The sequence below is a fragment of the Mesorhizobium sp. L-8-10 genome, from assembly GCF_016756635.1.
GTDB lineage: Bacteria > Pseudomonadota > Alphaproteobacteria > Rhizobiales > Rhizobiaceae.
This window is the reverse complement of sequence record NZ_AP023263.1, coordinates 8,137,496-8,161,999: the sequence shown is the minus strand read 5'-3', so window position 1 is coordinate 8,161,999 and position 24,504 is coordinate 8,137,496. Positions and strand designations below refer to the sequence as shown.

General features: G+C 64.8%; 19 protein-coding genes and 1 pseudogene. 10 read left to right on the top strand and 10 right to left on the bottom strand.

From position 1 onward, the window contains the following. Positions 1 to 37 precede the first annotated feature (37 nt). Positions 38 to 1,534: a class I adenylate-forming enzyme family protein gene (locus JN280_RS37685; RefSeq protein ID WP_202309258.1), complete on the top strand. Its 1,497-nt coding sequence runs from the start codon at positions 38 to 40 to the stop codon at positions 1,532 to 1,534. 55 nt (positions 1,535 to 1,589) lie between these two features. Here the strand turns inward: JN280_RS37685 and JN280_RS37680 are convergent, their stop codons facing one another. The 7 genes from JN280_RS37680 to JN280_RS37650 form a co-directional block, all read right to left on the bottom strand. Beyond that, the gene (locus tag JN280_RS37680) at positions 1,590 to 2,579 is read right to left on the bottom strand and encodes a glucokinase (protein ID WP_202309257.1); all 990 of its coding nucleotides are present in this window, start codon (positions 2,577 to 2,579) and stop codon (positions 1,590 to 1,592) included. A gap of 99 nt (positions 2,580 to 2,678) precedes the next feature. Further along, positions 2,679 to 3,710, bottom strand: a complete 1,032-nt coding sequence (locus JN280_RS37675) for a Gfo/Idh/MocA family protein (protein ID WP_202309256.1) — start codon at positions 3,708 to 3,710, stop codon at positions 2,679 to 2,681. Next, on the bottom strand, positions 3,707 to 4,771 hold the full coding sequence (locus JN280_RS37670; protein WP_202309255.1) for a Gfo/Idh/MocA family protein: 1,065 nt from the start codon (positions 4,769 to 4,771) through the stop codon (positions 3,707 to 3,709). Before JN280_RS37670 ends, JN280_RS37675 begins: the two co-directional genes overlap by 4 nt. A gap of 167 nt (positions 4,772 to 4,938) precedes the next feature. Continuing rightward, positions 4,939 to 5,991, bottom strand: a complete 1,053-nt coding sequence (locus JN280_RS37665) for an ABC transporter substrate-binding protein (protein WP_202309254.1) — start codon at positions 5,989 to 5,991, stop codon at positions 4,939 to 4,941. Positions 5,992 to 6,023: 32 nt separating this feature from the next. Further along, positions 6,024 to 6,803 carry an ABC transporter permease gene (locus tag JN280_RS37660; RefSeq protein ID WP_202309253.1) on the bottom strand — a complete coding sequence of 260 codons (780 nt, stop codon included), beginning with the start codon at positions 6,801 to 6,803 and terminating at the stop codon, positions 6,024 to 6,026. After that, positions 6,800 to 7,591 carry an ABC transporter permease gene (locus JN280_RS37655; RefSeq protein WP_202309252.1) on the bottom strand — a complete coding sequence of 264 codons (792 nt, stop codon included), beginning with the start codon at positions 7,589 to 7,591 and terminating at the stop codon, positions 6,800 to 6,802. The genes JN280_RS37660 and JN280_RS37655 overlap by 4 nt, the downstream gene beginning before the upstream one ends. Next, the gene (locus tag JN280_RS37650) at positions 7,588 to 8,406 is read right to left on the bottom strand and encodes an ABC transporter ATP-binding protein (protein WP_244742686.1); all 819 of its coding nucleotides are present in this window, start codon (positions 8,404 to 8,406) and stop codon (positions 7,588 to 7,590) included. The genes JN280_RS37655 and JN280_RS37650 overlap by 4 nt, the downstream gene beginning before the upstream one ends. Before the next feature lie 156 nt (positions 8,407 to 8,562). Here JN280_RS37650 and JN280_RS37645 point away from each other — a divergent pair, with 156 nt between their 5' ends. From JN280_RS37645 to JN280_RS37605, 9 genes and pseudogenes are all read left to right on the top strand, one after another. Next, the gene (locus JN280_RS37645) at positions 8,563 to 9,765 is read left to right on the top strand and encodes a GntR family transcriptional regulator (RefSeq protein ID WP_202309251.1); all 1,203 of its coding nucleotides are present in this window, start codon (positions 8,563 to 8,565) and stop codon (positions 9,763 to 9,765) included. A gap of 180 nt (positions 9,766 to 9,945) precedes the next feature. Beyond that, a complete protein-coding gene (locus JN280_RS37640; protein ID WP_202309250.1) occupies positions 9,946 to 11,496 on the top strand; it encodes a hypothetical protein in 1,551 nt (516 codons plus the stop codon). A 120-nt stretch (positions 11,497 to 11,616) separates the two neighbouring features. Next, positions 11,617 to 12,975, top strand: a complete 1,359-nt coding sequence (locus JN280_RS37635; RefSeq protein WP_202309249.1) for an extracellular solute-binding protein — start codon at positions 11,617 to 11,619, stop codon at positions 12,973 to 12,975. Positions 12,976 to 12,994: 19 nt separating this feature from the next. Further along, positions 12,995 to 13,936 (top strand): carbohydrate ABC transporter permease, encoded by a 942-nt coding sequence (locus JN280_RS37630; protein WP_202309248.1) that lies wholly within the window; start codon positions 12,995 to 12,997, stop codon positions 13,934 to 13,936. Beyond that, entirely contained in the window at positions 13,933 to 14,769 is an 837-nt protein-coding gene (locus tag JN280_RS37625) for a carbohydrate ABC transporter permease (protein ID WP_202309247.1), read from the top strand. Before JN280_RS37630 ends, JN280_RS37625 begins: the two co-directional genes overlap by 4 nt. Positions 14,770 to 14,899: 130 nt before the next feature. Further along, positions 14,900 to 16,426, top strand: a complete 1,527-nt coding sequence (locus JN280_RS37620; RefSeq protein ID WP_202309246.1) for a sulfatase — start codon at positions 14,900 to 14,902, stop codon at positions 16,424 to 16,426. A gap of 2 nt (positions 16,427 to 16,428) precedes the next feature. Then, positions 16,429 to 17,394, top strand: coding sequence for a DUF4432 family protein (locus JN280_RS37615; protein WP_202309245.1), 966 nt, complete (start codon positions 16,429 to 16,431; stop codon positions 17,392 to 17,394). 3 nt (positions 17,395 to 17,397) lie between these two features. Continuing rightward, a pseudogene (locus JN280_RS37610) lies at positions 17,398 to 18,444 on the top strand (ABC transporter ATP-binding protein); the annotation flags it as partial. Between the two features lie 379 nt (positions 18,445 to 18,823). Continuing rightward, on the top strand, positions 18,824 to 19,228 hold the full coding sequence (locus JN280_RS37605) for a GFA family protein (protein ID WP_202309243.1): 405 nt from the start codon (positions 18,824 to 18,826) through the stop codon (positions 19,226 to 19,228). A 317-nt stretch (positions 19,229 to 19,545) separates the two neighbouring features. Here JN280_RS37605 and JN280_RS37600 read toward each other — a convergent pair whose 3' ends face one another. The 3 genes from JN280_RS37600 to JN280_RS37590 form a co-directional block, all read right to left on the bottom strand. After that, positions 19,546 to 20,001: a GFA family protein gene (locus tag JN280_RS37600; RefSeq protein WP_202309242.1), complete on the bottom strand. Its 456-nt coding sequence runs from the start codon at positions 19,999 to 20,001 to the stop codon at positions 19,546 to 19,548. A gap of 150 nt (positions 20,002 to 20,151) precedes the next feature. Next, positions 20,152 to 21,318, bottom strand: a complete 1,167-nt coding sequence (locus JN280_RS37595; RefSeq protein WP_202309241.1) for an efflux RND transporter periplasmic adaptor subunit — start codon at positions 21,316 to 21,318, stop codon at positions 20,152 to 20,154. Positions 21,319 to 21,332: 14 nt separating this feature from the next. Beyond that, positions 21,333 to 24,485: an efflux RND transporter permease subunit gene (locus JN280_RS37590; protein WP_202309240.1), complete on the bottom strand. Its 3,153-nt coding sequence runs from the start codon at positions 24,483 to 24,485 to the stop codon at positions 21,333 to 21,335. Between the last annotated feature and the right edge of the window lie 19 nt (positions 24,486 to 24,504).

Here is a 24,504-nt window from a genome sequence, read left to right as displayed (position 1 = left end):
CGCCTTTCGACTGCCATTCTCTGGGGAGGACCGAGATATGAACGTCTATGCAATGTTCGCGGATGCCATGCGACGCTGCGCCGATGCGGTGGCCATCCGCCACGGCGAACGCCGGCTGAGCTATCGCGAACTCGATGCCATGGCGGCAGCGGCTGGGGCGCTCTTCGCATCCCATGGCTGCCTGCCGGGCGATCGGATACTGCTCTTCCTGAGGAACGGGTTCGAATATCCTGCCCTCCTGCTGGGCGCGATGCGTGCAGGTTTCGTGGTGGTGCCGGTCAACGCCAAGCTCCACCCTCGTGAAGTCGCCTGGATCGCTGGCGATTGTGCGCCGAAGGTCGTCGTCACCCACCGCGAGCATGTCGTGCCGCTACGCGAAGGGCTCGACGCCGCGACGCAGTGCCGGATGCTCGCCGTGGAAGACCTCGGTCTCGCTGATAGTCCGTTGTCGAAGCCGGTCGAGGCGGAGCCGGACGACCCGGCCTGGATCTTCTACACTTCCGGGACGACGGGTCGGCCCAAGGGCGCGACGCTCACCCACCGCAATCTGGTTGCTGCGGCCGTCAACTGCCTCGCCGATATCTTCGACTTTCGGAGCGACGACCGAGTCCTCCACGTCGCGCCGCTCTCGCATGGCAGCGGGCTCTATCTCCTGCCTTCGCTGGCGCGGGGCGCGGCAAACATCATTTCCGATCGGCCGAGCTTCCAGCCGGACGAGGTCCTGGACATGGTCGCGGCCGAAGGCATCACTGCCTTCGCCTTCGTCGCGCCGACGATGATCGTGCGCTTGCTGGACGCCGCCCCTCGCGACGATCTTCGGTCGTTGCGCGGCGTGATCTACGGCGGCGCGACCATCCATCTGGAGCACATCAAGGCCGCGGTCGCGCGCTTCGGCCCGATCTTCCACCAGCTCTACGGCCAGGGCGAAGCCCCCATGACGATCTCCTGTCTGCCCGCCCGCGACCATGTCGGGGCCGACGATCAGGCATTGCTTTCAGCCGGCTATGTGCGCGCCGGTGTGGAGGTCAAGCTGGTCGACGGCGAGGATCGCGAGGTCGGGCCTGACGAGGACGGCGAGATCTGCGTGCGCGGCGATGTCGTCATGAAGGGCTATTGGGGAAACCCGAAGGCGACCGCGTCAGCCTTGCGCGGCGGCTGGCTCCACACCGGCGACATCGGCCATTTCGACGGCGGCGGCCGGCTGCGCGTGCTCGATCGCCGGCACGACACGATCATCTCCGGCGGCACCAACATCTATCCCAAGGAGGTGGAGGACGTGATCGCGTCACATCCCGGCGTCCGCGAGGTGATCGCCTTCGGACTGCCCGACCCGGAATGGGGCGAGAGCGTCGCCGTTGCCGTCGTGGCCGAAGACCCGGAATTGAACGAGGCGGCGCTCTTGTCTTTCTGCAAGGCCAACCTCGCCAGCTTCAAGAAGCCGAAACGCGTGATCTTCGTGTCCGAGTTGCCCAAGAACGCTTACGGCAAGGTGCTGCGCAGGGCGCTGAAGGACCAGTACACCTCGGCAAGGTAGGAGCGGATCATATCGAGCGCTTCTCCCGGGACTCGGCCGGCGCCGGCATTCGGACCTATCGGCTGTATCTCGATGACAGCAGCCACTCGGCGCAGCCGGCCAGCGCCGCTCGATCATCCGTCAGTAACGCCACCGGGAAGCTCTCCATGAAGGACGACATGCGGCCCTTCGCAAGGAAGGATTGCCGGAAGGTCGGCGTCGATGTCATCAGCGGCGCAAGCGCGCGGGAGACGCCTCCGGATAGGTAGATGCCTGCGGTCGGCAGGTAGGCGAGGGCAAGGTCTCCCGTCACGCGGCCGAGAAGGCGCAGGAACATGTCGGCAGCCTCGAAACAGTCGGGGTCGGCCTGCGATACCGCAAGGCGGGAGATCTCCGCGGCGGACCGTCCCGCCGGATCGCGACCGTTGCATTCACAGACCCATTGATGGATCTCGCGCAATCCGTTGCCCGACAGCGCCCGTTCGACCGACGCGCGGCCACGTCCTTTGGAGAGTTTGCGCTGCAGCTCGAACTCCTGCTCGCCAGCCAGCGGCAAGGTCATGTGGCCGCATTCGGCCGCAGCGACGTGGGGTTCGCCGCCGAAGCGAGGTGGGTGACAGGCCGCGGCATTGAAACCGGTGCCGGCGCCCAGGACCATGCGCGTGCCCTTGGAGGTGACCGGCTCGCCGGGCACGAGGATCGGCTGCGTCTCTAGCGCATCGACCCGCATCAGGGCGAAGCCCAGCGCCTCGAAGTCGTTGATGAAACCGACATCGCTCGCGCCGGTCAGGCGTGCGACATCCGCCCGCCGGATCGTCCAGTCGCGGTTCGTCAACCGTGCTCCTTCTGGCGTCGCTACGCCTGCCAGCGCGATACAGACGGATGTGAGCGACCGCGCCGCCGTGGACGCGAGATAGGTGTCGAGCAGCGCATCGAAGTCGCCGAACGCCTCGTTCGCGAAACTGGCCAGCGTCTCGCCGATCAGCCGATCATTCTCGACCAGGCCCAACCGCGTATTGGTTCCGCCGATGTCGCATGCCAATGAGATCACGGTGTCACCTTTCATTGTCCCAGGCGCCGAACGGCTGGGACTTCCCTGCCATGAATACGGGCGCGAGCGCGGTGCTTTTCCGATAGGCCACGGGGAGAAGCTTGCGCAGGATAATCAAGGTCGGAGCGGTTCGGCGCGGCCCGACTTGACCGAGCGATAGGCTGCATCGATGAGGGCGAAGGCCCTGTGGCCGTCCTCGATCGTCACCGGCATGGGTCCGCCGTTCTTCAGCGCCTTGATGAAGGCCCAGGCAACATGTTCGTGAAAGACGCCGGTCTTGAAATGCGGGACCGTCGGCGAGGCGGTCCAGGCGCCGCTGTCGCCGTCTTTTCGGAAAACTCTCAGGAACGCGCTCTCGCGGGTCGGGCGCGATGCGATGTCGACGCCGCCGAGCACGATGCTGCCTTCGGTTCCGTAGATCTCGATCGAGGCGTCCGCCGCGGCGAAGGCCCAACTCGTCGTCACCTCGGCGATGAGGCCTCCGGCGTAACGGAAGATGGCCGCAGCCGTGTCTTCAACCCGCAATCCGAATGTCGAGGACGAGACCGTCGCGAAGGCCGTCTCCGGCATGCCGAACATCCAGCACAGGAAGTCGGCTGCATGCACGCCCTCGTCGAGAAGTGTCCCGCCCCCGGAAAGGGCGGGATCGACGAACCATCCGGCACGAAAATCGGCACTGAAGCCATGGCTGTGTCCATGCCTGATCCGGCACAGCGTCACCTGTCCGATGGCACCCTCCCGAAGGAGGGTTGCGATCTCGTGATTGATGGGATCGAGGCGTTTCGGAAAACTCTGCATGAAGGGTATGCCTGCCTCGGCCACGATCGCGGCGATCTCGTCGCAGTCTCCGAGACTTTTCCCCAGCGGTTTTTCGCACAGTACCGGGCGACCCTGAGCGGCGGCCGCGCGAACGAGCCCCACATGCTCGCTCGTGGCCGAACAGACGGCGACGGCGTCACACTTGGCGATCAGGTCCGGAAGGTCGTACCAGGCCGCAACGCCGTAGCGGGCGGCGAACTCGGCAGCTTTGGCGTTGTCCCCATCCCAGATGCCGGCGATCTCGGCGTCGGGGCTCTGCTGGATGGCGCGGGTCCAGAAATTGGCGTGATAATGCGCTACGCCGAGGATCGCGATCCTGATCGTCATGCTGCGTCTCCCTGCCCCGTAATCGTGACGGGAACCCGCTCGCCGGAACGCGCGGCTTCGTAGATCGTCTCGGCGATCCTCACCGAGCGCAGGCCGGCCTCGGGCGTGTCGTCCGGCTCGGCGTCGCCGCGAACGATCGCGAGCCAGTGGCGGTGATGCGCCTGGCCGAAGGGCTGATCGGGAAGGTCGGGGACGACCCAGTCGACCTTGCTGGTCACCGCCGGTGCATGGATCGCGGCAGGCCCGCGCTGGGTCCGCAGCCATGCGGTGCCGTTCTCGGCATAGACTTCGAGGCGGAAACGGTCGCAGCCGCGCAGTTCCGTGTAGCTCATCTCGTGGCTGGCGCGGATACCGTTCGAGAACCGGTAGAGGGCGAGCACATTGTCTTCCAGGCCGGAGCGGACAGTGGTTCCGTTGGCCAGTTGTCGTTCGGGTTTTGCGGTCGTCATATCGGCCTGCAGCGATTCGATTTCGCCGAAGAGATGACGGCAGAGATCGATGCCGTGGACGCCGAGCTGCATCACCACACCGCCGGATACATTGCCCGGCTTGAAGAACCAGTCGTTCCAGTCGGCGCCGGGGGTGGCGTTGCGGATGCGCACCGTATGGATTGCACCGAGCTGCCCCTGTGAGATCAGATCACGAAGCCAGGCCACCTCCGGGAAGTAGCGATGCATGAAGCTCACGGTCAGCCGGCCGCGCGATTGGCCCGCCGCCTCGATGATGCGGCTGCACTGGACACTATCCAGAGCCATGGGTTTCTGCAGCAGGACGGATTTTCCCGCTGCGAGCGCATCGACGGCAATCGGCTCGTGGGTGTCGTCGGGCGAAGCGATCACGACCGCATCGATCGCGGGATCGTCGAGCACGGCGCGATAGTCCGTTTCGATCCGGGGAATGCCGAGACGCGCGGCGCGTTCGGCTGTCGCCTCGCGACGCCTGCCGACGAGGGTGGTCACCGTCGCGCCGCCTGCGCTCCTCAATCCGTTGACGTGGTAGTCCGAGATGAATCCGGCACCAATCACGGCGACGGAGACGTTGTCTGCGGCCGAGCCCGCCATGTCGTTCTTCCTGTCAGATAAGGGCGGCAGCGACCATCGAATATGCCGGTGCCGGTTAGAGCGCCGCGCGTCCACTTGGACGCGCTTGGGACGCCCTAACACTTTGAGTCTACGCATCGTGCCTTTCCGAGAATCGAGCACGATTCTCGGGCCGATGCGGTAGGCGTTCAGGGCTTCCACTGGCCTTCGATGTCGACCAGGGACGGGTCCACCGCCTTCATCGGTTCGGTATAGGTGTAGGTGAGCACGTCCTGGGCGTCGCCCTGGATGCGGTTCGTCGCCTTGAGATAGGAGGCGATCGCGGCCATGTCGTCGACATAGGCCTGGTCGGCCTTCGGCGTGAAGGTGTAGTCCGAGATCAGAGCCTGGTTCATCTCAAGCGGCTGCTTCTGGAAATCGGAATAGATCTTCAGGACCTCGTCCCTGTTGGCGGGGTCTGCGACATAGGCCTGTGCCTTGAGCAGCGTCCTGACCAGCGCGCTGGTTGCTTTCGGGTTCTCGCGCACCCAATCCTGCGACGCGACCCAGACGGTGCGGTTGTTGGAGACGGGGACCTCTTCCCCGTTGTTCTTGGCGAAGAAGCTTTTCGTGCCGGTGTGCACGATCTTGCCGTCCTGCTCCTTGACCGCGCGATAGGGGAAGGGCTCCCAGAAGACAATGCCCTGGATCTCGTTGTTCGCCATCGCCGCCATGGCTTCGGGCGGCGTGAGGTTGACCGTCTGTATCTTGGCGGCATCGAGTCCGTAATGCTTGGCGACATTGGCGAGCAGCGCGCCTGACGTCGAACTCACCAGAAGCCCGAGCTTGGTCTTGTAGAGATCCTCGGCGTTTTCGACGCCGGCATCCTTGCGCACCACGATCTTCTCCAGACCATGGCTGACCGCATTGGTGCCGAGGATCACGACGGGAATGCCGTTATGCGCCATCGAGACGGGCGGAAGGTTACCAGGGGTCCAGAGCTGGATCTGGTCGGCGAGCAATGCCTCGCCGGCGAGATTGCCGGAAGCGAAGGTCTTGAATTCGACATTCTTGAAGCCGGCCTCGGCGAACCAGCCCTTCTCCTTGGCGACGATATGGACCAGGAAGGGCAGGTCGGGGCCGATGCTGATCGACAGCGTGTCGGTCTCGACCTCCTGGGCGATGGCCGGCGCGCCCAAAGCGGCCACGGCGAGCATGCCTGCGGCGATCGTTGTCTTCAGCAATGCGGTCAGGTTTTTCATTGTGTCTCTCCCCTTGGTGCAGCCATCCTGCGTCACGCGCCGTGCCAGCGGCCGATCCAGCGCTTGATCGCTGCGCCGATGGCTGCGTCGGTGACGAGATTGAGAAATCCGATGAGCAGGATGCCGACGATGATGACGCCGACCGAGCCCCCGGTGTTGCGTTCGTTGATGATCATGAAGCCGAGCCCGCGATCGGCGGCGATCAGCTCCGCCGCGACCAGCACGCCGAAGCTCAGGCCCCAGCCGATGCGCACGCCCGTCGCCAGATCGGGCGCGGCGGCCGGAACCGCGACGCGCAACAGCAGCGGGATGCCATTCAGTCCCATTGTCTGGCCGGCGCGCAGCAGCACCGGATCGACGCTGCGCATGCCCTGATAGGCGGAGGTGACGACGGGAAAGAAGGCCCCGAGGAAAATGATGAAGAACTTCGACGGCTCGCCCAGCCCGAACCAGATGATGGCGAGCGGGATCCAGGCGAGCGGCGGAATGGGGCGCAGCAATTCGATCAGCGGCCGCGCGATCATGCCGAAGGCTTTGTACCAGCCGGCCGCGATTCCGATGACCGCTCCCGCGAACGCGCCGAGCACGAAACCGGAAAAAACCCTGAGCAGGCTCCAGGCCAGATGTTCGCCGACCGTCCCGACCGTCAAGCGCTCGGCGGCCATGCCGATCGCCAGCGACGGGCTGGGGAATATGGCCGGGTCGAGCACACCGCTGCGCGCCGCCGCTTCCCAGATCGCCACCGCGCCCAGCGCGCCGAGCACACCCAGCCCGATGTCGTTCTCGCGCAGCCGGCGCCAGGCGTTGCTCATCGCCGCACCTGATCGAGATTGCCGGCCCATGGAAGCAGGCGGCGTTCGAGACCGGCGAGCCCGGCGGTGATCGCGAAGCCGAGCAGGCCGATGATCAGCATGCCGATGATGGTGATCTCGCTGCGGTAGAAGGTGCGCGCCTCCATGATGAGCGCACCCAGCCCCTCGATGGTGCCGATCATCTCGGCGCCGACGATGACCATGAAGCCGACGCCCAGCGCCATCCGCGCGCCGGCGAAGATGCGGGGCAGGGCAGCCGGAAGGACGACCCGTCGATAGAGCTCCACTCCGCGAACGTCGAACGATCTTGCTGCCCGCAGCAGTACGGGATCGACATATCTGACACCCGCGATGACGTTGGAAAGCATCGTCCAGAAGCAGCCATAGCCGATCAGCACGATCTTCGTCAGTTCGCCCGCGCCGAACCAGACGATGACGAGCGGCAGGAGGCTGAGCGTGGCGACCGAGCGGCAGAAGACGACGACAGGCGCCGTGAGCTTGTCGAGCACGGGCACGGCGCCGATGAGCAGGCCGATCGGGATCGCCAGCGCGATTGCGGCGACATAACCCTGCAGGACCCGGCCGATGGTCACCAGCGTGTGCGACCAGATCGAGACACCCGTCGGGAAGCCTGTCGTGGACAACTCCACGAAGCCGCTTGCGATGCGGCTCGCCGGTGGAAACTGGTAAGGTTTCAGATAGCCGAACCGCACCGCCAGTTCCCAGGCGAGCAGGGCGCAGGCGATGACGGCGACCGAGATGAGCGGCCTGACGATGCGCGCGGTCATGACGAGAGCTCGCTCCAGATTTCCTCGTAGAGCGCGTTGAACTCGGGCGTTGTGCGCGAGCGCGGCCGGGGCATGCGGACGTCGAAGACCCGCTTGATGCGGCCCGGATCGGGCGCGAGCAGCACGATGCGATCCGACAGCGTCAGGGCCTCGTTGATGGAATGGGTAACGAACACGACCGTCTTGCGCCTTGCCTGCCAGATGCGCAGCAACTCCTGCTGCAGTTCGATCCGGGTCAACTCGTCCAGCGCTCCGAAAGGCTCGTCCATCAGAAGGATCTGCGGGTCGAGTGCCAGGGCTCGCGCGATCGAGACGCGCTGCTGCATGCCGCCCGACATTTCGCGCGGATACCGCGCTGCCGCCGCTTCGAGCCCGACCAGCTTCAACAGTTCGATGCTGCGATTGCGGCGTTCTGTTTTTGAGAGTCCGGCCTTGCGGAAGCCGAAGGCCACATTGTCAGCCGCGGTGAGCCAGGGGAAAAGGGCATGCTGCTGGAAGACGACACCCTGGCCCTGACCCGGCCCGGTCACCGGTTTCCCGTCGATGGAGATTTCACCCGAGGAGGCTGCCTCGAGGCCCGCGACGATGTTGAGGAGGGTCGTCTTGCCGCAGCCGCTGCGTCCGACCAGCGATACGAACTCGTTCTCGGCGATGTCGAGATCGATGCCGCTGAGTACCGGCACCTCGCCTCCGGCTCGCGACGGAAAGGTCTTCTTCACACCGCCGATGCGGATGAAGCGGCCGAAAGCTTCCGGATCTGCTCCATCCGTGGACGCCGGATGCGTCGCGAGTGCGGCGTTCGTGCGATATGCCACCGACGCTCCTCCCTCGAGCTTCCCTGGTCGCTGTCAACGCAGCCTATCGCGAATGTTCAAATTGTAAAGTGCAATTTGTATCTCTCGATGTATAATGTCGGCTATGCCATCGGATGCGCGGCGACGGCGGCTTCGATTGTGAAGTGAGAGGTCTGAATGTATTCAACTCGTTACGCCAACCCGATGAACCGGCCGCGCGGCCAGGCGGGCGAGGGGCGCGACGGGAATGAACGAAAAGGCAAAGGCTTGGTGAGCATGTCGGGCAATATCGTACTCAGTTCCCTGCACGACCTGATCGCCAGGCTCGAGGATGGCGCCAGGCTGCCGACGGTCCGCGACCTGATGAAGCGGCATCGGGTCAGCCAGGCGACCGTGCAGGAAGCCATAAATCGCCTCCGCGACGAGGGGGTGGTGACCTCGCAGGTCGGCCGCGGCACCTATGTGGTCAAGGGCGGCAGCGGCGCGCGCACGGATCGTGCTTTCGGCTCCGCTCCGGTGCTCGACAGCCTGCTCATCCTGTCGAATGCGAGCATGAACGAGCGCTGTGCTCTCGTGCAGAACTACATCGTCCAGGAGATGTCTCGCGAAGGCAGCAAGGTCGTCCAGATCTCTTATCATCACACCGATCACCTGCTCGAGATCCTGAGTTCCCTCCCGAATTTCGACGCTGCGATCCTCCAGTCCCACTATGAGAGCATCCCGATCCGGCTCCTGCATCTCTTGCAGCAGAAGACCCGGGCCCTTGTCGTTGACGGCCATACGGTCTCGGGCGTCGACATAGACCGCATCGGCACGGATTGGGAAGACGCGCTGGAGCTCGCGTTCCGGCATCTGAGCGAGCTTGGTCACCGATCCTTCGGCATGGTGTCCCTCAACACGACGGCGCAGCCGGTGCTCGCGGCGCGTCGCGCCTTTGTGCGGCACGGATCGATAGGCCGGGAGGGGTACGTCTTCCACGCACCCGTCGTCCTCGATGGCGTCCTGCATCCGACCCACAGCGTCGAAAAAGCCCTGGAGTATGCGCTGTCGGGACTCATGGGCGAGGATGGCCGCCTTCCATTCACGGCTCTGGTCACAGTGGGCATCTCCGACACGCTCGGTGTCCGCCAATGCCTGGACCGGCTGGGATTGCGCAGGCCGCGGGATCTGAGCGTCGCCATCCTTGGCCATCACGACGTCCCGACCGAACATCTCGGCGACATGACCGTCTCCGGCAGTTCGCATCTGGAGGCGGCGCAGAAGCTGGTGGAGACCATCCGTAAGCGGATCGTGGAGCCCGCTTCTCCGCCGCAGATCGTCTATCTGCAATGCAGCCAGATTACCCGCCAGAGCACCGGGCCCGCGCCCAAGACCCGCTGACCGCTCCATTCGCAACCTCATTGGTGAAAGGCGGAACTTTCCGTCTTGCCAAGCTTCGAATTCGCGAATACGGTACAATACATATTGTATCCAAGGCGCCTGCGATGTGCTCTTTCCCTATGCCGGCAATGCAGACGGCTTCCGTCCGGTGGAAGCGCAACCATCCCGGAGCGATGTCCGATGCTCGGTGAGCGCCTGCCTGAGCGGCTGTCGCCGCTCGCTGCCGGGCTAGGACTGACGCCCTGGTACGGCGACCTGCACAACCATTGCGACATCTCGTACGGGCACGGCAGCCTCCCGCAGGCGCTGACGCGGGCCAGACGGCAGCTCGACTTCGTGTCCGTCACCGGACACTCCTATTGGCCCGACATGCCGGTCGACGATGCGAGCGTGGCTCATATCGTCGATTTCCACGTCAAGGGTTTCGCCAGGCTCGAGGCGCTCTGGCCGGAGCACTTCGATCGTCTTGCGGCGATCGACGAGCCCGGGGTCTTCACCGTGTTCCCCGGCTACGAGATGCATTCCTTCGCGCATGGCGATTACACGATCGTCTATCGCGATCTCGACCGTCGCCCTATGCTGAGAGCCGACACGCCGGAAAGGCTCCACAGCCTGCTGCGTGCCGAGCTGGGCGAGGGGGCCTTCGCCTTCCCGCACCACATCGGCTACCGGCTCGGCGCGCGCGGCATCAACTGGGAGACTTTCGTCGAGGACCTGTCGCCGGTCCTGGAGATCGTCTCGATGCATGGCTGCTCGGAGGCTTCGGTCATGGACCGGCCCTTCCTCCATTCCATGGGGCCGAGCGATGGTTTCGGCACCGTTCGGCACGGCCTCGACCTCGGCCACGTCTTCGGTTTTCTCGGCAACACCGACCATCACAGCGGCTATCCCGGCTCTTACGGGCACGGCAGGTCGGCGGTCTATGCGCCCGAGAACCGGCGCGATGCGCTGTGGGGCGCCATCCATCGTAGGCAGACGGTCGCGCTGACGGGCGATCGAACGCATCTCTTCGCTTCGCTGGGCGGCGTGCCGGTCGGAGGCATCGTCGCGCCCGATGTGGAGCCGGAGCTGAGCATCGAAGCGGTGGCTGGTGGCCATATCGACTATATAGACGTGATCCGGAACGGCGCGCTGGCTGCGCGGGTGACGCCGGACGTCTTGCCGGCGCCGATCGACCGCACGGCGGGCCGCATGGAAACCCTTCTTGTGCTCGAGCTCGGTTGGGGCGCTCGCGGGAAGGTTCACGAATGGCGGGGGACCCTCGACCTCGTTGGCGGCGAGATCCTCTCGGTGGAGTCGCGACTTCGGGGCAGCGAAGTGGTCTCGCCGCTCGAAGGCAAGAGCGACGCGGCCGACGAGAACGCGATCTCGCTGGACGGAAGCCGCATATCCTTCGCCATCGCCGCGCCGGCCAACCCGAACAACATGACGGCCGCAACGCAGGCTTTCGCGGCGCGTGTGGTGCTCGACCCGGATGCATGCTTCGTCCTCGAGACAAACGGACAGCGTTTCGAGGCTACCGCGTCGCGGCTCATGCAGGGCGCGCTGTCGGGGAATCTCGGGCCGATAGACAGTCCCGCCTTCCGCTTCCATCCGTTGCCGCGCCCGCATCAGTGGCAGTGGGCAGGTCGCATCAGGCTCGAGCCGTTGGTCGCCGGGGATTGGGTCTATGTGCGCATGCGCCAGGCCAACGGCCAATGGAGTTGGGCGAGCCCGATATTCTGCCGGTGAGCGATCGGAGGAAAGGCATACCGGCGCATGCCGGTACAAAGGGAAGAGAGTTGCTTGAGGCCGGGTCGCCGGCCGGGTGAGGTTCGCATCACCACATGAAGTCATGAAGGGAGAGAGAGAATGAGCCTCGATTTTCGCATTCCAAGACGAAACCTTCTCAAGGGCATGGGCGCGGCTGGCCTGGGCTCGGCGCTGGGCCTCGGGTCGATCCGGCCGCTCTATGCGCAAAGCGTTGCGCCAATCACCATCGTCATCAACCAGTCGCCCTGGTTCGAAAGCTTCCGCAAGACCGTGGAGGCATACGAGGCCGCGACCGGCAACAAGGTCGAACTGGACGTCAATCCGTTCGCGGGGTCGCTGGAGAAACAGCGCAATTCCGTGCGCGCCAGGGAAGGCCAGTACGACATCCTGATCATGAATTCGGGCTGGTTCACCGAGATGTATGCCGGCGGCTTCGTGGACCCGATCACCGACATCGATCCGGGTTTCAAGCTCGACCCTGAAATCTACACGCTCGGCGACACGATCTACTACAATGCCGAGAAGAAGACGGTGACGGCTGACGGCAAGCTCATGTCGATCCCCGTCTCGCCGCTGATCCCGATGCTCTACTATCGCGGCGATCTCTACCAGGAGGCCGGGCTGCAGGCGCCCAAGACCTTCGCCGATCTCGAAGCAAATTCGCGCAAGTTCCATAACCCGCCTGGCATGTACGGAATCGTCCAGCGTGGCGCCCGCGGGCCGCACACGGTCGCCTACGACTTCTACCCCTATCTCTACGGACATGGCGGCGGGATCTTCAAGGATCAGTCGGCCGGCGACTACAGCGTTACGCTCAACTCGCCGGAGGGTCGGGAAGCGCTCGACTATTACATCCGGCTGGCGCGCGAGGCGGGCCATCCCAAGACCGCCGCTTCCGACCAGGCCGAAGTCATCCAGGCGATGGTCACCGGCCATGCCGCTCATATCATGATGGTCATCGCCGCATGGTCGCAGATGGACGATCCCAACAAATCGGCGATCGTCGACAAGGTCGAGTGGGCGCCGCCGCCTTCGCTGCCCGGCCTGCCCACCGCGCCCGGTCTGGGTCATTGGCTGGCGGGCATCTCCAGGAACGTACCCGATGATCGCAAGCGCGCCGCAGTCGAGTTCCTGCTCTGGTACCAGACGAAGGACGCCCAACTCGAGACCGCCAATGCCGGCGGCATTCCCGTGCATGCGGCGGTCTACAAGGAGCCGATCGCGGACGAGCGCAAATATCGCTGGATGAAGCCGCTCGCCGACGCGCTGCCCCACGCCGTCAACATCTATCAGTTCCCGGAAGCGAGCGAGGTGATCGCCATTCTCGAACTGGGCCTCAATCGCGCCATCGCCGGCGAAGTCACCAGCGTCGACGCGCTCAATGGAATGGCCGACGAGATCCAGAAGGTCATGGCCGGCCATTCCTACAAGACCGGAGCGCTGGAACCCCTGAAGTAGCCGCGCGGAGGAGAAGCCGGTGACGACGATCCAGTCGACAGGGGCGCGCGACATGTCTGCCGCGCGCTCCCGCAGGCAAATCGAAAGCGCTGACCAGCGTCTCTGGCGCTGGCTCACCTTCTCGCCGGCGTTGGCCGTCATGCTGGCGTTGAGCGTCCTGCCGCTCGCCGGTCTCTTCCTGACCAGCTTCCAGAACATCGCCTGGGTCGATGGACAGCCCGTGCGGTCGTGGGCCGGCTTCGCCCACTACCGCGCGCTGTTCGACGATGCCCTGCTCGGGGCCGCCTTGTGGAACACCGTGATCTTCGCCTTCGGCGCGGTCGCCGGACAGATGGTGCTGGGGTTCGCGCTTGCCGTGCTTTGCAGCAAGGTCACACGCGGGCGCGTCCTCTACAGGGCTATCTTCATCCTGCCGATCCTCATTCCTGGTATCGTCATCGGCGCGATCTGGAAACTGATGCTCAACTATGATTTCGGCCTGGCGAACACGGTGCTCGCCACCGTCGGCATCACGCCGCATGATTGGCTCGGAAGCGCGGAGACGGCGCTTCTCTCCGTCATCATGGTCGACATCTGGCATTGGACGCCGTTCTGCTTCCTGCTCTTCCTGGCCGGGCTCGAATCGCTGCCGCAGGACGTGTTCGAAGCCGCCAAGATCGACGGTGCAAATCCCTGGCAGGAACTGCTCCACGTGACGTTGCCGCTGATGGTGCCGACCATCGTCGTCACCTTCGCCTTCCGCCTGATCCTCGCCTTCAAGGTCTTCGACGAAGTCTATCTGCTGACCAGCGGCGGACCGGGCACGGCCACCGAGGTCATCAGCTTCACGCTCTACCAGCGCTTCTTCACCGAGGACAAAGCAGGCTACGGCTCGGCGATGTCGGTCGCGGTGATTTTCCTCGTCTGCCTGCTGCTGGTCGTCGCATTGTCCGCGCGCCGCCGATCGGAGGGCGCGTCATGATCAGGCGTTCCGCACGCGAGCCCTCCTCGTTCCCCATTCATCTCATGCTCGTCGTGTGCGCGCTCATCGTGTTGACGCCGGTCGTCTGGACCGTCGCTGCAGGCTTCCGCACACAGATATCCCTGCTGATGGGCAGTCTGACGTTCAGTCCGATCTGGGCGAATTTCCAGGAAGTGCTGTTCTCCAAGACCTCCGACTTCCTGCTCAACTATCGCAACTCCATCATCGTCGGCGTGCTGAGCACAGTGCTGTGCGTCGCGGTCGCGACGCTGGCCGCCTTCTCGCTCAACCGGATGCGTTGGCGGCGGTGGGTCGTCCAGGTCTTCCTCGTCTGGACGCTGGTCTTCCACATGATCCCGCCGGTTGCCCTGGCCAGCGCCTGGTTCACCATGGCCCGCACCGTCGGTCTCGAGAATACCTTCACCGGGTTGATTCTCGCCCATGCGGCGCTCAATCTGCCGATGGCGATCTGGCTCATGAGCGTCTTCATCCGCGAAGTGCCGAAGGAGCTCGAGGAGGCCGCGATCATGGACGGCGCCACGACGCCGGTGCTGCTGTGGCACGTCATTCTGCCGATGATCGCGCCAGGCCTCGCCGCGACGTCGATCCTGACCTTCGTCTTCTCGTGGAACGAATTTGCCGTGGCGCTCACCCTGACCATGAAGCAGACGGCCACGGTTCCGGTAGCGATCGCCAAATACGCGCAGGACTTCGAGATCCAGTACACGCAGATGGCCGCGAGCGCGGCGCTGGCGATGATCCCTGCGCTCATCGTGCTGCTCGTCGCCCAACGCTACATCGTCAAGGGCCTGACCCAGGGCGCCGTGAAATAGACCACCAGAGCATCGGATCCGAAAGTGGGTACCGGTTTCGGGACAGATCCGATGCTCAAACAAACGGATAGAGCGGCAGCACCGGCTCCATCGGTGCGTCCGCCGCTCCAGTCAGACAGCGGAGACCAGATTGAAGGCCGTATTCGTCCTCTTCGATTCGCTCAATCGCCACATGCTCGGATGCTATGGCGGAACGCGCATCCCCACCCCCAATTTCGACCGGCTGGCAAGACGCTCGGTCGCCTTCGATCGCCACTATGTCGGCAGCCTGCCCTGCATGCCGGCCCGCCGCGACATGCTCACGGGCAGGCTCACCTTCCTCCACCGCAGCTGGGGGCCGCTGGAACCGTTCGACAATGCCTTCCCCGAAATACTGCACCGGCAGCAGGGCACCTACAGCCACCTCGTGACGGATCACTTCCACTATTGGGAGGACGGCGGAGCGACCTATCACAACCGCTACGATTCCTACGAATTCGTCAGGGGGCAGGAAGGCGACCGCTGGAAGGCCATGGTGCAGCCGCATTGGGAACGGCTGCGCGAGAGATACCATGCGCGCCAGTTCAGCGATGCCAGGCGCAGCTATTTTGGTCAGAACATCATCAATCGCGAGTTCATCAGGGAGGAGAAGGACTTCCCGTCCGTCCGCTGCTTCGCCGAGGGCTTCGATTTCCTCGATCGCAACCGGGAGGCCGACAACTGGATGCTGCAGATCGAGACCTTCGATCCGCATGAGCCCTTCACCGCGCCGGCCCGCTTCAAGGAAGCATTCGATACCGGATGGAAAGGGCCGATCCGGGATTGGCCCCGCTACGGCCGTGTCGACGAACTGCCTGAGGAATGCGAGGAGCTGCGCGCCAACTACTATGCCGTCGTCGCCATGTGCGATCACCTGCTCGGCGAACTCCTCGACTACTTCGACCGCCACGACATGTGGAAGGATACTGCCCTGGTCGTCACCACCGATCACGGCTTCCTCCTGGGCGAACATGATTTCTGGGCCAAGAACCGGATGAACCTCTATGAGGAGGTCGCGCATATTCCGCTGTTCCTGCACGATCCGCGACGCCCCGATCTCGCCGGAACGCGCTCGGCCGCTCTCACCCAGTCGATCGATCTGGCGCCCACCTTCCTCGATCTTTTCGGCGCCGAGCCGCCGGCCGAAAACGAGGGCTTCTCGCTCTGCCACATGGCCGATGGCACCGCGATGCGGGAGGGAGCCCTGTTCGGCTATTTCGGCGGCGCGGTGAACGTGGCCGACGGCCGATACACCTATCACCGCTTTCCCGAGGATCTGTCGAAGCAGGAGCTCTACCAGTACACGCTCATGCCGACGCACATCTTCTCGCCCTTCACGCCCGAGGAGCTGTCGGAGGCGACGATTTCTCCGCCGCTCGAATTCTCCAAGGGCGCGGCGCTGCTCAAGGTGCCGGTGATCGAGCGTTCGCCGATGTACAACAATTACGGACCCGGCGCTTTGCTCGAATCCGAGACGCGCCTCTACGATCTCGAGACCGATCCCGGCCAGGAAAGTCCGCTCGCCGATCCGGCGATCGAATCGCGCATGAAGACGCTCATGGTCCGGCTGATGGCAGCCAATGGTGCGCCGCCCGAGGCCTTTGCAAGGCTCGCCCTCGCCCAAGCCGAAGCAGCCTGAACATGGTTCTTCCGCCCGCCAGACTGCGGAGGCTTGTCGGCGACCTCAGACAGGTGGGGAGCGTCCGGCGCGTCGTGATGGCCGATGGGCTGGAGGCAGGGGTCGAGGCTCTCGTCTTCTCGACAGGGGGAGGACTGGATTTCTGGGTGACGGCTGGTCGCATGCTCGACATCGCCACTTTGTCGTGGCGCGGGGTGCAACTTGGTTGGCAAAGCCCGGCGGGTTTCCGCCTGCCGCCTGAAGGGATCGATCCCGAGCGCCGCTTCAATGCCGGATTCGGCGGTTTCCTCAACACCTGCGGCTTCGATCACATCCGCCAGCCGGCAGGCGGTCATTCGCTGCACGGTTCGGCACCCTTCACGCCGGCGCGCCTGACCGGGCATGGCGAGGACTGGGACGCCGAGGAGCCCGTGCTTTTCTGCGAAGGCGAGATTGTCGCCTGGGCCTATGGCGCCGGCGGCTACCGATTGCGTCGCCGTATCGAGGCGCCGATCGGCGGCCGGACGATCCGGCTGCGCGATACGGTCGACGTCGTCGGCGCCGAGGCGCTGGCCGTTCTTGCCCTCTACCATTTCAATCTCGGCTTCCCCGCCATCGACGAGACGACACGACTGTTCCTGGATGGACGCCGTATTGCCGGTCCGCTGGAACTGCCGAGCCCGGGCGCGCCGGGACCGTCCGTGCTGCATGAAGCAAGAGGCGAGTGGGCTTCATGTTGCGTGACCGGCGGTGAAATCATCGAATTCCGCTGGCGCACGGACGCACTGCCCTGGCTCCAGCTCTGGCAGGACCTGCGCCCCGGCTGCGGCGTGCTCTCGGTCGAGCCTTGCAGTGCCGGTCGCCGTTCGGACGGCTCGAATGAGGTCACGCCGCTGCTTGCGCCTGGCGAGAAGCGCAGCTTCGCAATCGATGTCGTTGTCGGCGGGACGGATGATCCAGCCACGAATGCCCCGAATCGAGAGACCTGAGACATGGCGCCCGTATCCATTTGCAATGCGAGAAAATCCTTCGGTGCGGTGAACGTCCTGCGAGGCGTCGACGTGGAGGTCGCCGATGGCGAGTTCGTTGCGCTGGTCGGTCCGTCCGGCTGCGGAAAGTCGACGCTGCTTCGCATAATTGCCGGCCTGGAGGGGCTGACGGACGGCGACATCGTGATCGGCGACCGGGTCGTCAGCGATGTCGCCCCGCGCGAGCGCGATGTCGCGATGGTCTTCCAGAACTATGCGCTCTATCCGCACATGACCGTGGCCAGGAACATGGGCTTCTCGTTGAAGCTCGCTGGAAGGCCGGCAGCGGAGATCGAGCGCCGGGTTGCTGCGGCAGCCGAGATACTCGGCCTGCAGGCGCTTCTCCAGCGCCTTCCGAAGCAGCTTTCCGGCGGGCAGCGGCAACGCGTCGCCATGGGCCGCGCCATCGTGCGTGACCCCAAGGTGTTTCTTTTCGATGAGCCGCTCTCCAATCTCGATGCGAAACTCCGTGTCCAGATGCGCGTCGAGATCAAGGCGCTGCATCAGCGGCTGAAGACGACCACGGTCTATGTCACCCACGACCAGATCGAAGCCATGACCATGGCGGACAAGATCGTGGTGATGCGCGACGGCATCATCGAGCAGGTGGGCAGTCCGCTCGATCTCTATGACCGGCCGGCAAACATGTTCGTCGCCGGCTTCATCGGCTCGCCCGCGATGAACTTCGTCACCGGCGCCTTGCGCGACGGTCGGTTCATGGCGGACGGCGGCCCCATCTTCACCGCCGAGGACATGCGAGCCTTCGGCGATCGCGAGGTTGTACTCGGTGTCCGTCCCGAGCATTTCGACATCCACCCCGACGGTGCGGAGGTTGAGGTCGTGGTCGTGGAGCAGACCGGGTCGGAGATGTTTATCGTGACGAGGCTCGGGGAGGCGACGCTCAACTGCCTTGTTCGCGAGCGCCTTCACCTGAAGAGCGGAGATCGCATCCGGTTGATGCCGCGCGCCGGGCATCTCCACTACTTCGATCCCGCGAAGGGGCAAAGACTCGGATATGACGAACCCGTCACGGGCCGAGGCAGCGTTTCGTCCGCTTCGTCGGTGCCGTCCGCCAGCGGCCATAGTCCTTCGTCCAAGGCCGCCGCCGGCCATTGGATGACATCGATCCGGTCGATGATATCGGGTCGGAATTCGTACCGCCCCGAAATGTACTACATGCGCGGGCCAGGGCCAAAGACACGGTCGAAGCGGTTGCTCGACGATCCCGCCGGATAGGCTGTATCTCGGTTCAAGCCCCCGGACCATACGCGATGGCCTGTTGAAAGCCTCGGCATTACAGGCTTACCTGACCTCGCTGGCTGCCGCCGGTCCGTCCGGACGGTCGCCCGCATGTTCATGCGATCCACGTTGCTACGGGTGGAGGTGTCCGATGCCGTCCAGAACAGCGTCCTGCTCCTGCGGAGGCTTGCGAATCGAAGTCGATGGCGAGCCTCTGGGCGTCGGCATCTGCCACTGCCTCGCCTGCCAGAGGCGGACCGGCAGCGTGTTCGCCGCGCTTGCCAGCTTCCCGGCGCCCTTCAAGGTCTACGGTGCCGCCACGGAATATGTCCGCGTCGGGGACATGGGTGCCCGCTTCGTCTTCCGGTTCTGCCCAATCTGCGGAACGACGGTCTTCCACACCGAGGAAGGCAATGACGATACGGTGAGTGTCGCGGTCGGCGCATTGGCGGACCCGGGCTTTCAGCCACCGACCGTCTCCGTCTATGACAGCCGCAGGCATCCCTGGGTTCGATTGCCGCCAGCAACGGTGACGTTCGAGAGGGATCCGGACTGACCGCAACGGACGGCGTCCGCTGCCAGCCTGATCCCCGGGGGCAGGGGTGCGCGTCCTGTAAACAACTGGATTTTTGCAGGACGAGGCCCGTTCGCGCACCTTGACACGAGGTCGGCAGAAAAGCTGCTTCTCGCGGCACTCCGGCACCGAGCGGGCAGAAATCTCCGAAAGTGAGATGAGACGTCAACAATCCAGTTGCGGGGGAAAAAAGTCAATCGCGTGACAGGGTGGTCAGCAAGAATTGATGAGCAGTCCCTGCCGCTCCATTGTTCCGCCGACCTGACATCGAGCTATCGATTCTCGATCCGCCGTACCCGTCAGTCTGCGTTTCCGGCCAGGGATTGCGCGTACTCCCTGGTCAGTTCCTCATAGGCCTCGAAGGGCGGATAGGTCTCGAAGCTGTGTTTGGCAGAGGTCGTCGCCCAGGGCAGCTTCTCGCTGGTGAAGGTTTCGATGAAGGGCGGGAAGCGGGCGGGCTCGTCGAGCATCGTGGTGCGGATGTTGACGAACCAGTCGATGCCCTCCGGGCGGGTGAACAGCCAGCTCATGCAGTGCGGGCAGAAGTAGTGCCGCGTCGCGCCGTGCAGCCCGCCGATCACGGGCTCGCCCTCGACGACGGCGAAGCCGTCGCTCGGGATCGCCGCGCTGAGGGAAAAGGCGCTGCCCGTCATGCGCTGGCAACCGGTGCAGTGGCAGGCCATCGCCACCAGCGGCAGGGCGGTCACCCTGAAGCGAACCTGTCCGCAACGGCAGCCGCCATCCAGCTTCGTCATGCTTTCGCTCCCGTCTGTCCGTCGATACGGAGGGCAACAAAGCACCAAGGCTCCGGCAGGACAAGGAATTGTTCGGTCGTACGAACATGCTGACCGATGAAGAGGCCGCCCGCCGGTCCCGGCGGGCGGCGGCCGCTGTCACCCGGGAGGTCAGGAGGCAGGCGCGGCGGCTGTCTGAACGGGCTGGGGCTCGACCGGCATTCCGGGACCGATCTTCTGCAGGTTGCCGCTGATGATCCGGTCGCCTTCCTGGATGCCCTTGACGATCGCGACCAGTTCGCCGTCGGTCTGGCCGAGCTCGACCATGCGCATCCCCACGGTGTTTCCGGCGTCGACCACATAGACATATTTGCCGAGCTGGCTGGAGCCGAGCGCGACCTGCGGCACCAGAAGGCTGTCGGGCTCCTCGCCGACCAGCAGCCGGATGTTCACATACTGGCCGGGCAGCAGCGCGCGATCGGCGTTGGCGATGGTGGCTCGCGCGACGATGGTCCCCGTGGCGGGGTCGACCCTGTTGTCGATGAAGGTTAATTCGCCCTTTCGCGGGGCGGATGGGTCTCCCGGCACCGTGACCTCGGCGGCGACCGGACCGGCGGCCTTGGCCCGGCGAAGCAAGGCGAGATCGGTCTCGCTCGGCGAGAAGGTCACATAGATCGGGCTGACCTGCACCAGCGTGTTGAGGGTCGTGCCGCCGGCGCCCACGAGGGTGCCGACAGGTGCCTGGTTGCGTCCGAGGCGTCCGTCGAAGGGGGCGCGGATCTCGGTGTAGCCGAGATTGAGCCGCGCCTCGGCCACTGCCGCCTTGTCCGCGGCGACGACGGCCTCGCTCTGTTCCACGGCGCTGCTGCGCTGCTCGAAGCCGTCCTTCGACAGGAAGCCGGTCTTCGACAGGTCCGAGCCCCGGGTCAGGTTGGCCTTGGTGTATTCGAGCGAGGCCACGTCGCGATCCATCTGCGCCTTCACCCGGTCGAGCGCGACCTGATAGTCGCGCTGGTCGATGAGGTAGAGCAGGTCGCCCTGCCCGACGTCGGCGCCGTCGGCCGCGGGCTGGTCGACGATGTAGCCGGAGACCTTCGCCTGCAGGGCGACGCTGCGGATGGCTTCCGTTCGCGCCGTGTAGTCGAGATAGAGGGGGAGGGTCTTCTTGACCACCGACGTCACGGGCACCGGCATGGCCTGCGGAGCGGCCGGGGCGACGGCGGCCCCGGCCGGCTTGCTCAGCACATCGAAGAGAATCTCCGGCCCGCCATTGGCATGGACGAACAGAGCGGTGGCCGCGATGAGGGCGAAGGCTGTCGTGGTTTTCCAGTATCGCATGGGTTCTTTCCTTGTCATTCGGCCGCTTCGGCGTGGGAGACCGCCGTCGTCGTGTGGGTTTCGGGCGCGGACCTGCGTTCGCGCCAGCGCTCGATCACGGCGTAGAAGACCGGCACGAAGGCGAGCGTGAGGATCGTTGCCGCGAGCATGCCGCCAAACACGGCCGTGCCGAGCGACTGGCGGCTTGCCGCCCCGGCGCCGGTCGCCAGCATCAGCGGAACGACCCCGAGGATGAAGGCGAAGGCCGTCATCAGGATCGGGCGCAGCCGCAGCCTTCCGGCCTCCATCGCCGCTTCGACGATGCTCATGCCCTGCTCGCGCAGATGCTTGGCGAATTCCACGATCAGGATGGCGTTCTTGGCCGCCAGCCCGATGAGCATGACGAAGCCGATCTGCGAGTAGACGTCCATCTCCATGCCGCGCAGCCAGATCGCCAGCAGCGCGCCGAACAGGGCGGTCGGCACCGACAGCAGCACCATGAAGGGCATCGACCAGCTCTCATACTGGGCGGCCAGGATCAGGAAGACGAAGACGATGGCCAGCGCGAACACCGCGATTGCGACCGATCCCGCCCTGAGTTCCTGATAGGTGATGCCTGTCCATTCATAGCCGAAGCCCTGCGGCAGGGCCGTGGCGGCCGCGCGTTGCATGGCCTCGATGGCCTGGCCGGAGCTGTAGCCCGGCGCAGCCGCGCCGTTGATGAGCGCCGAGCCGTAGTTGTTGTAATGCGTCACCGTCTCCGGCCCGACGATGGGCTTTACGTTGCCGAGCGTCGACAGCGGCACCATCTCGCCCGAAGCGTTGCGGACATAGAGGCGGGTGAGGTCGGACGCCTGGGCGCGTGCATCCTGCTCGGCCTGAAGCGTGACGCGGAAAGTGCGGCCGAACAGGTTGAAGTCGTTCACATAGAGTGAGCCCAGATAGATCTGCAGCGTGTTGAAGACATCAGGCAGGTTGAGCCCGAGCAGCTTCGCCTTGTTGCGGTCGAGGTCGTAGCTGTATTGCGGCGTCGAAGTCGAAAAGGTCGTGAACAGCGTCTGCGGGTTGAGCTCGGGCTGCTTGCGCGCCTCGGCCAGCAGGGCCTGCGTGGCCTCGTTGACCGCCTCGGCGCCGCGCCCGGTCAGGTCCTCGACCTGGAACTCGAAGCCGCCGGTCGTTCCGAGACCCTGGATGGACGGGGGCTCGAAGGCGAGCACGATCGCATCGGGCATGCCGAACAGCTTCGGCCGGACCGCATCGACGATATCGGTCGCGCTCTGGCCGGGGCCGCGCTCACTCCAGGGCTTCAGGATGGCGAACAGCGCCGCCGAGTTCGACTGGTTGGCGAAGGTCAGGAAATTGAAGCCGCTGACCGACATCACATTTCCGACGCCAGGCGTGGCGAGCAGCTCATCGCGCACCTTGTTGGCGACCGCGTCGGTGCGTTCCAGCGACGCGCCGTCGGGCAATTGCACGATGGCGAAGAAGTAGCCCTGGTCCTCGACCGGCAGGAAGGCCGAGGGAATGCGCGTCGAAACCAGATAGGTCGCCGCGACGAGCACCGCGAACACGCCGAGCACCGCCCAGCGCAGCCGGATCAGGCCGCGCACCGACGACGCATAGGCGTGGGACAGCCTGGCGAAGCCGTTGTTGAACCAGCGATAGAGGAAGAAGCTGGACGGCGGCCGATGGCGGAGGAAGGCGGCGGAGAGCGCCGGGCTCAAGGTCAGCGAGTTGAAGGCCGAGATACCGACGGAGATCGCCACGGTCAGCGCGAACTGGTTGTAGAGCTGGCCGGTGACGCCGGGGATGAAGGCCACCGGGATGAACACCGCCATCAGCACGGCCGTCGTGGCGATGATCGGGCCAGTCACCTCCTTCATGGCGCGCCGCGCGGCTTCGAGGGGAGGATGCCCGGCCTCCAGCTGCCGTTCGACATTCTCGACGACGACGATGGCGTCGTCGACGACCAGGCCGATGGCGAGCACCATGCCGAGCAGGGACAGCATGTTGAGCGAGAAGCCCAGCATCAGCATGACAGTCAGCGTGGCGATCAGCGAGACCGGGATGGCGATAACAGGGATGATGGTGGTGCGCCAGCTCTGCAGGAAGATGAAGACGACGGCGACGACGAGCACGAGCGCCTCGAGCAGGGTCTTGACCACGTCTTCCATGGCCGCGGACACGAAACGGGTCGTGTCGTAATGGATCGAATAGGCGATGCCCTTCGGGAATTGCGCCGACAGTTCCTCCATCTTTGCAACGACGTTCCTCTGGAGCTCCAGGGCGTTCGATCCCGGCATCTGGAAGACAGCGAGGATGACGGTGGGTTTCTCGTTGTCGAAGACGGTCGAATTGTAGAGCAGCGCGCCGAGCTCTATGCGCGCGACGTCGCGCAGGCGCACCAGCGAGCCGGTCGCGGAATTGGCGCGCACCACGATGTCGCCGAACTGCTTGGGGTCGCTCAGACGGCCTGCCGCGCTGACCTGAAGCTCGAAGGCCGTGCCTGATGGAGCCGGCGACTGGCCGATCTTGCCGGCTGCGACCTGGACGTTCTGTTCGGCGATCGCGTTCTGGACATCGACGGCGGTGATGCCGAGATTGGCGAGCTTGTCCGGGTCGAGCCAGACGCGCATCGAATAGCGGCGTTCGCCGAAGAGCTGCACGTCGCCGACGCCGGTGACGCGTTTCAGCGGATCGGCGATCCGGAGATAGGCGTAGTTGCTGAGCGTGGTGAGGTCGATCGAGCCGTCGGGCGAGGTGATGTTCACCATCAGCGTGAAGCTCGGATTCTGCTTGTTCACGGTCACGCCGGCCTGGTTGACGATTGCCGGGAGCGACGACGCGGCCTGCGATACGCGGTTCTGCACGTCGACGGCCGCCGTCGTCAGCGGATAGCCCACGTCGAAGGTGACGGTGATGCGCGACGAGCCGTCGTTCGAGCTGGTCGAGGACATGTAGGTCATGCCTTCGACGCCGTTGATCGTCTGCTCGAGCGGTGTCGTCACCGTATCGGCGACGACCTGCGCGCTGGCGCCGGGATAGTTGGCGCTGACCACGACCTGCGGCGGCGAGATGTCGGGAAACTGCGACACCGGCAACAGGAAATAGGCGATCCCGCCGGCGAGCAGCATGATGATGGCGATCGCCGATGCAAAGATCGGGCGATGGATGAAATAATCGACCATGGGTCAGGGTCTTTCGGTA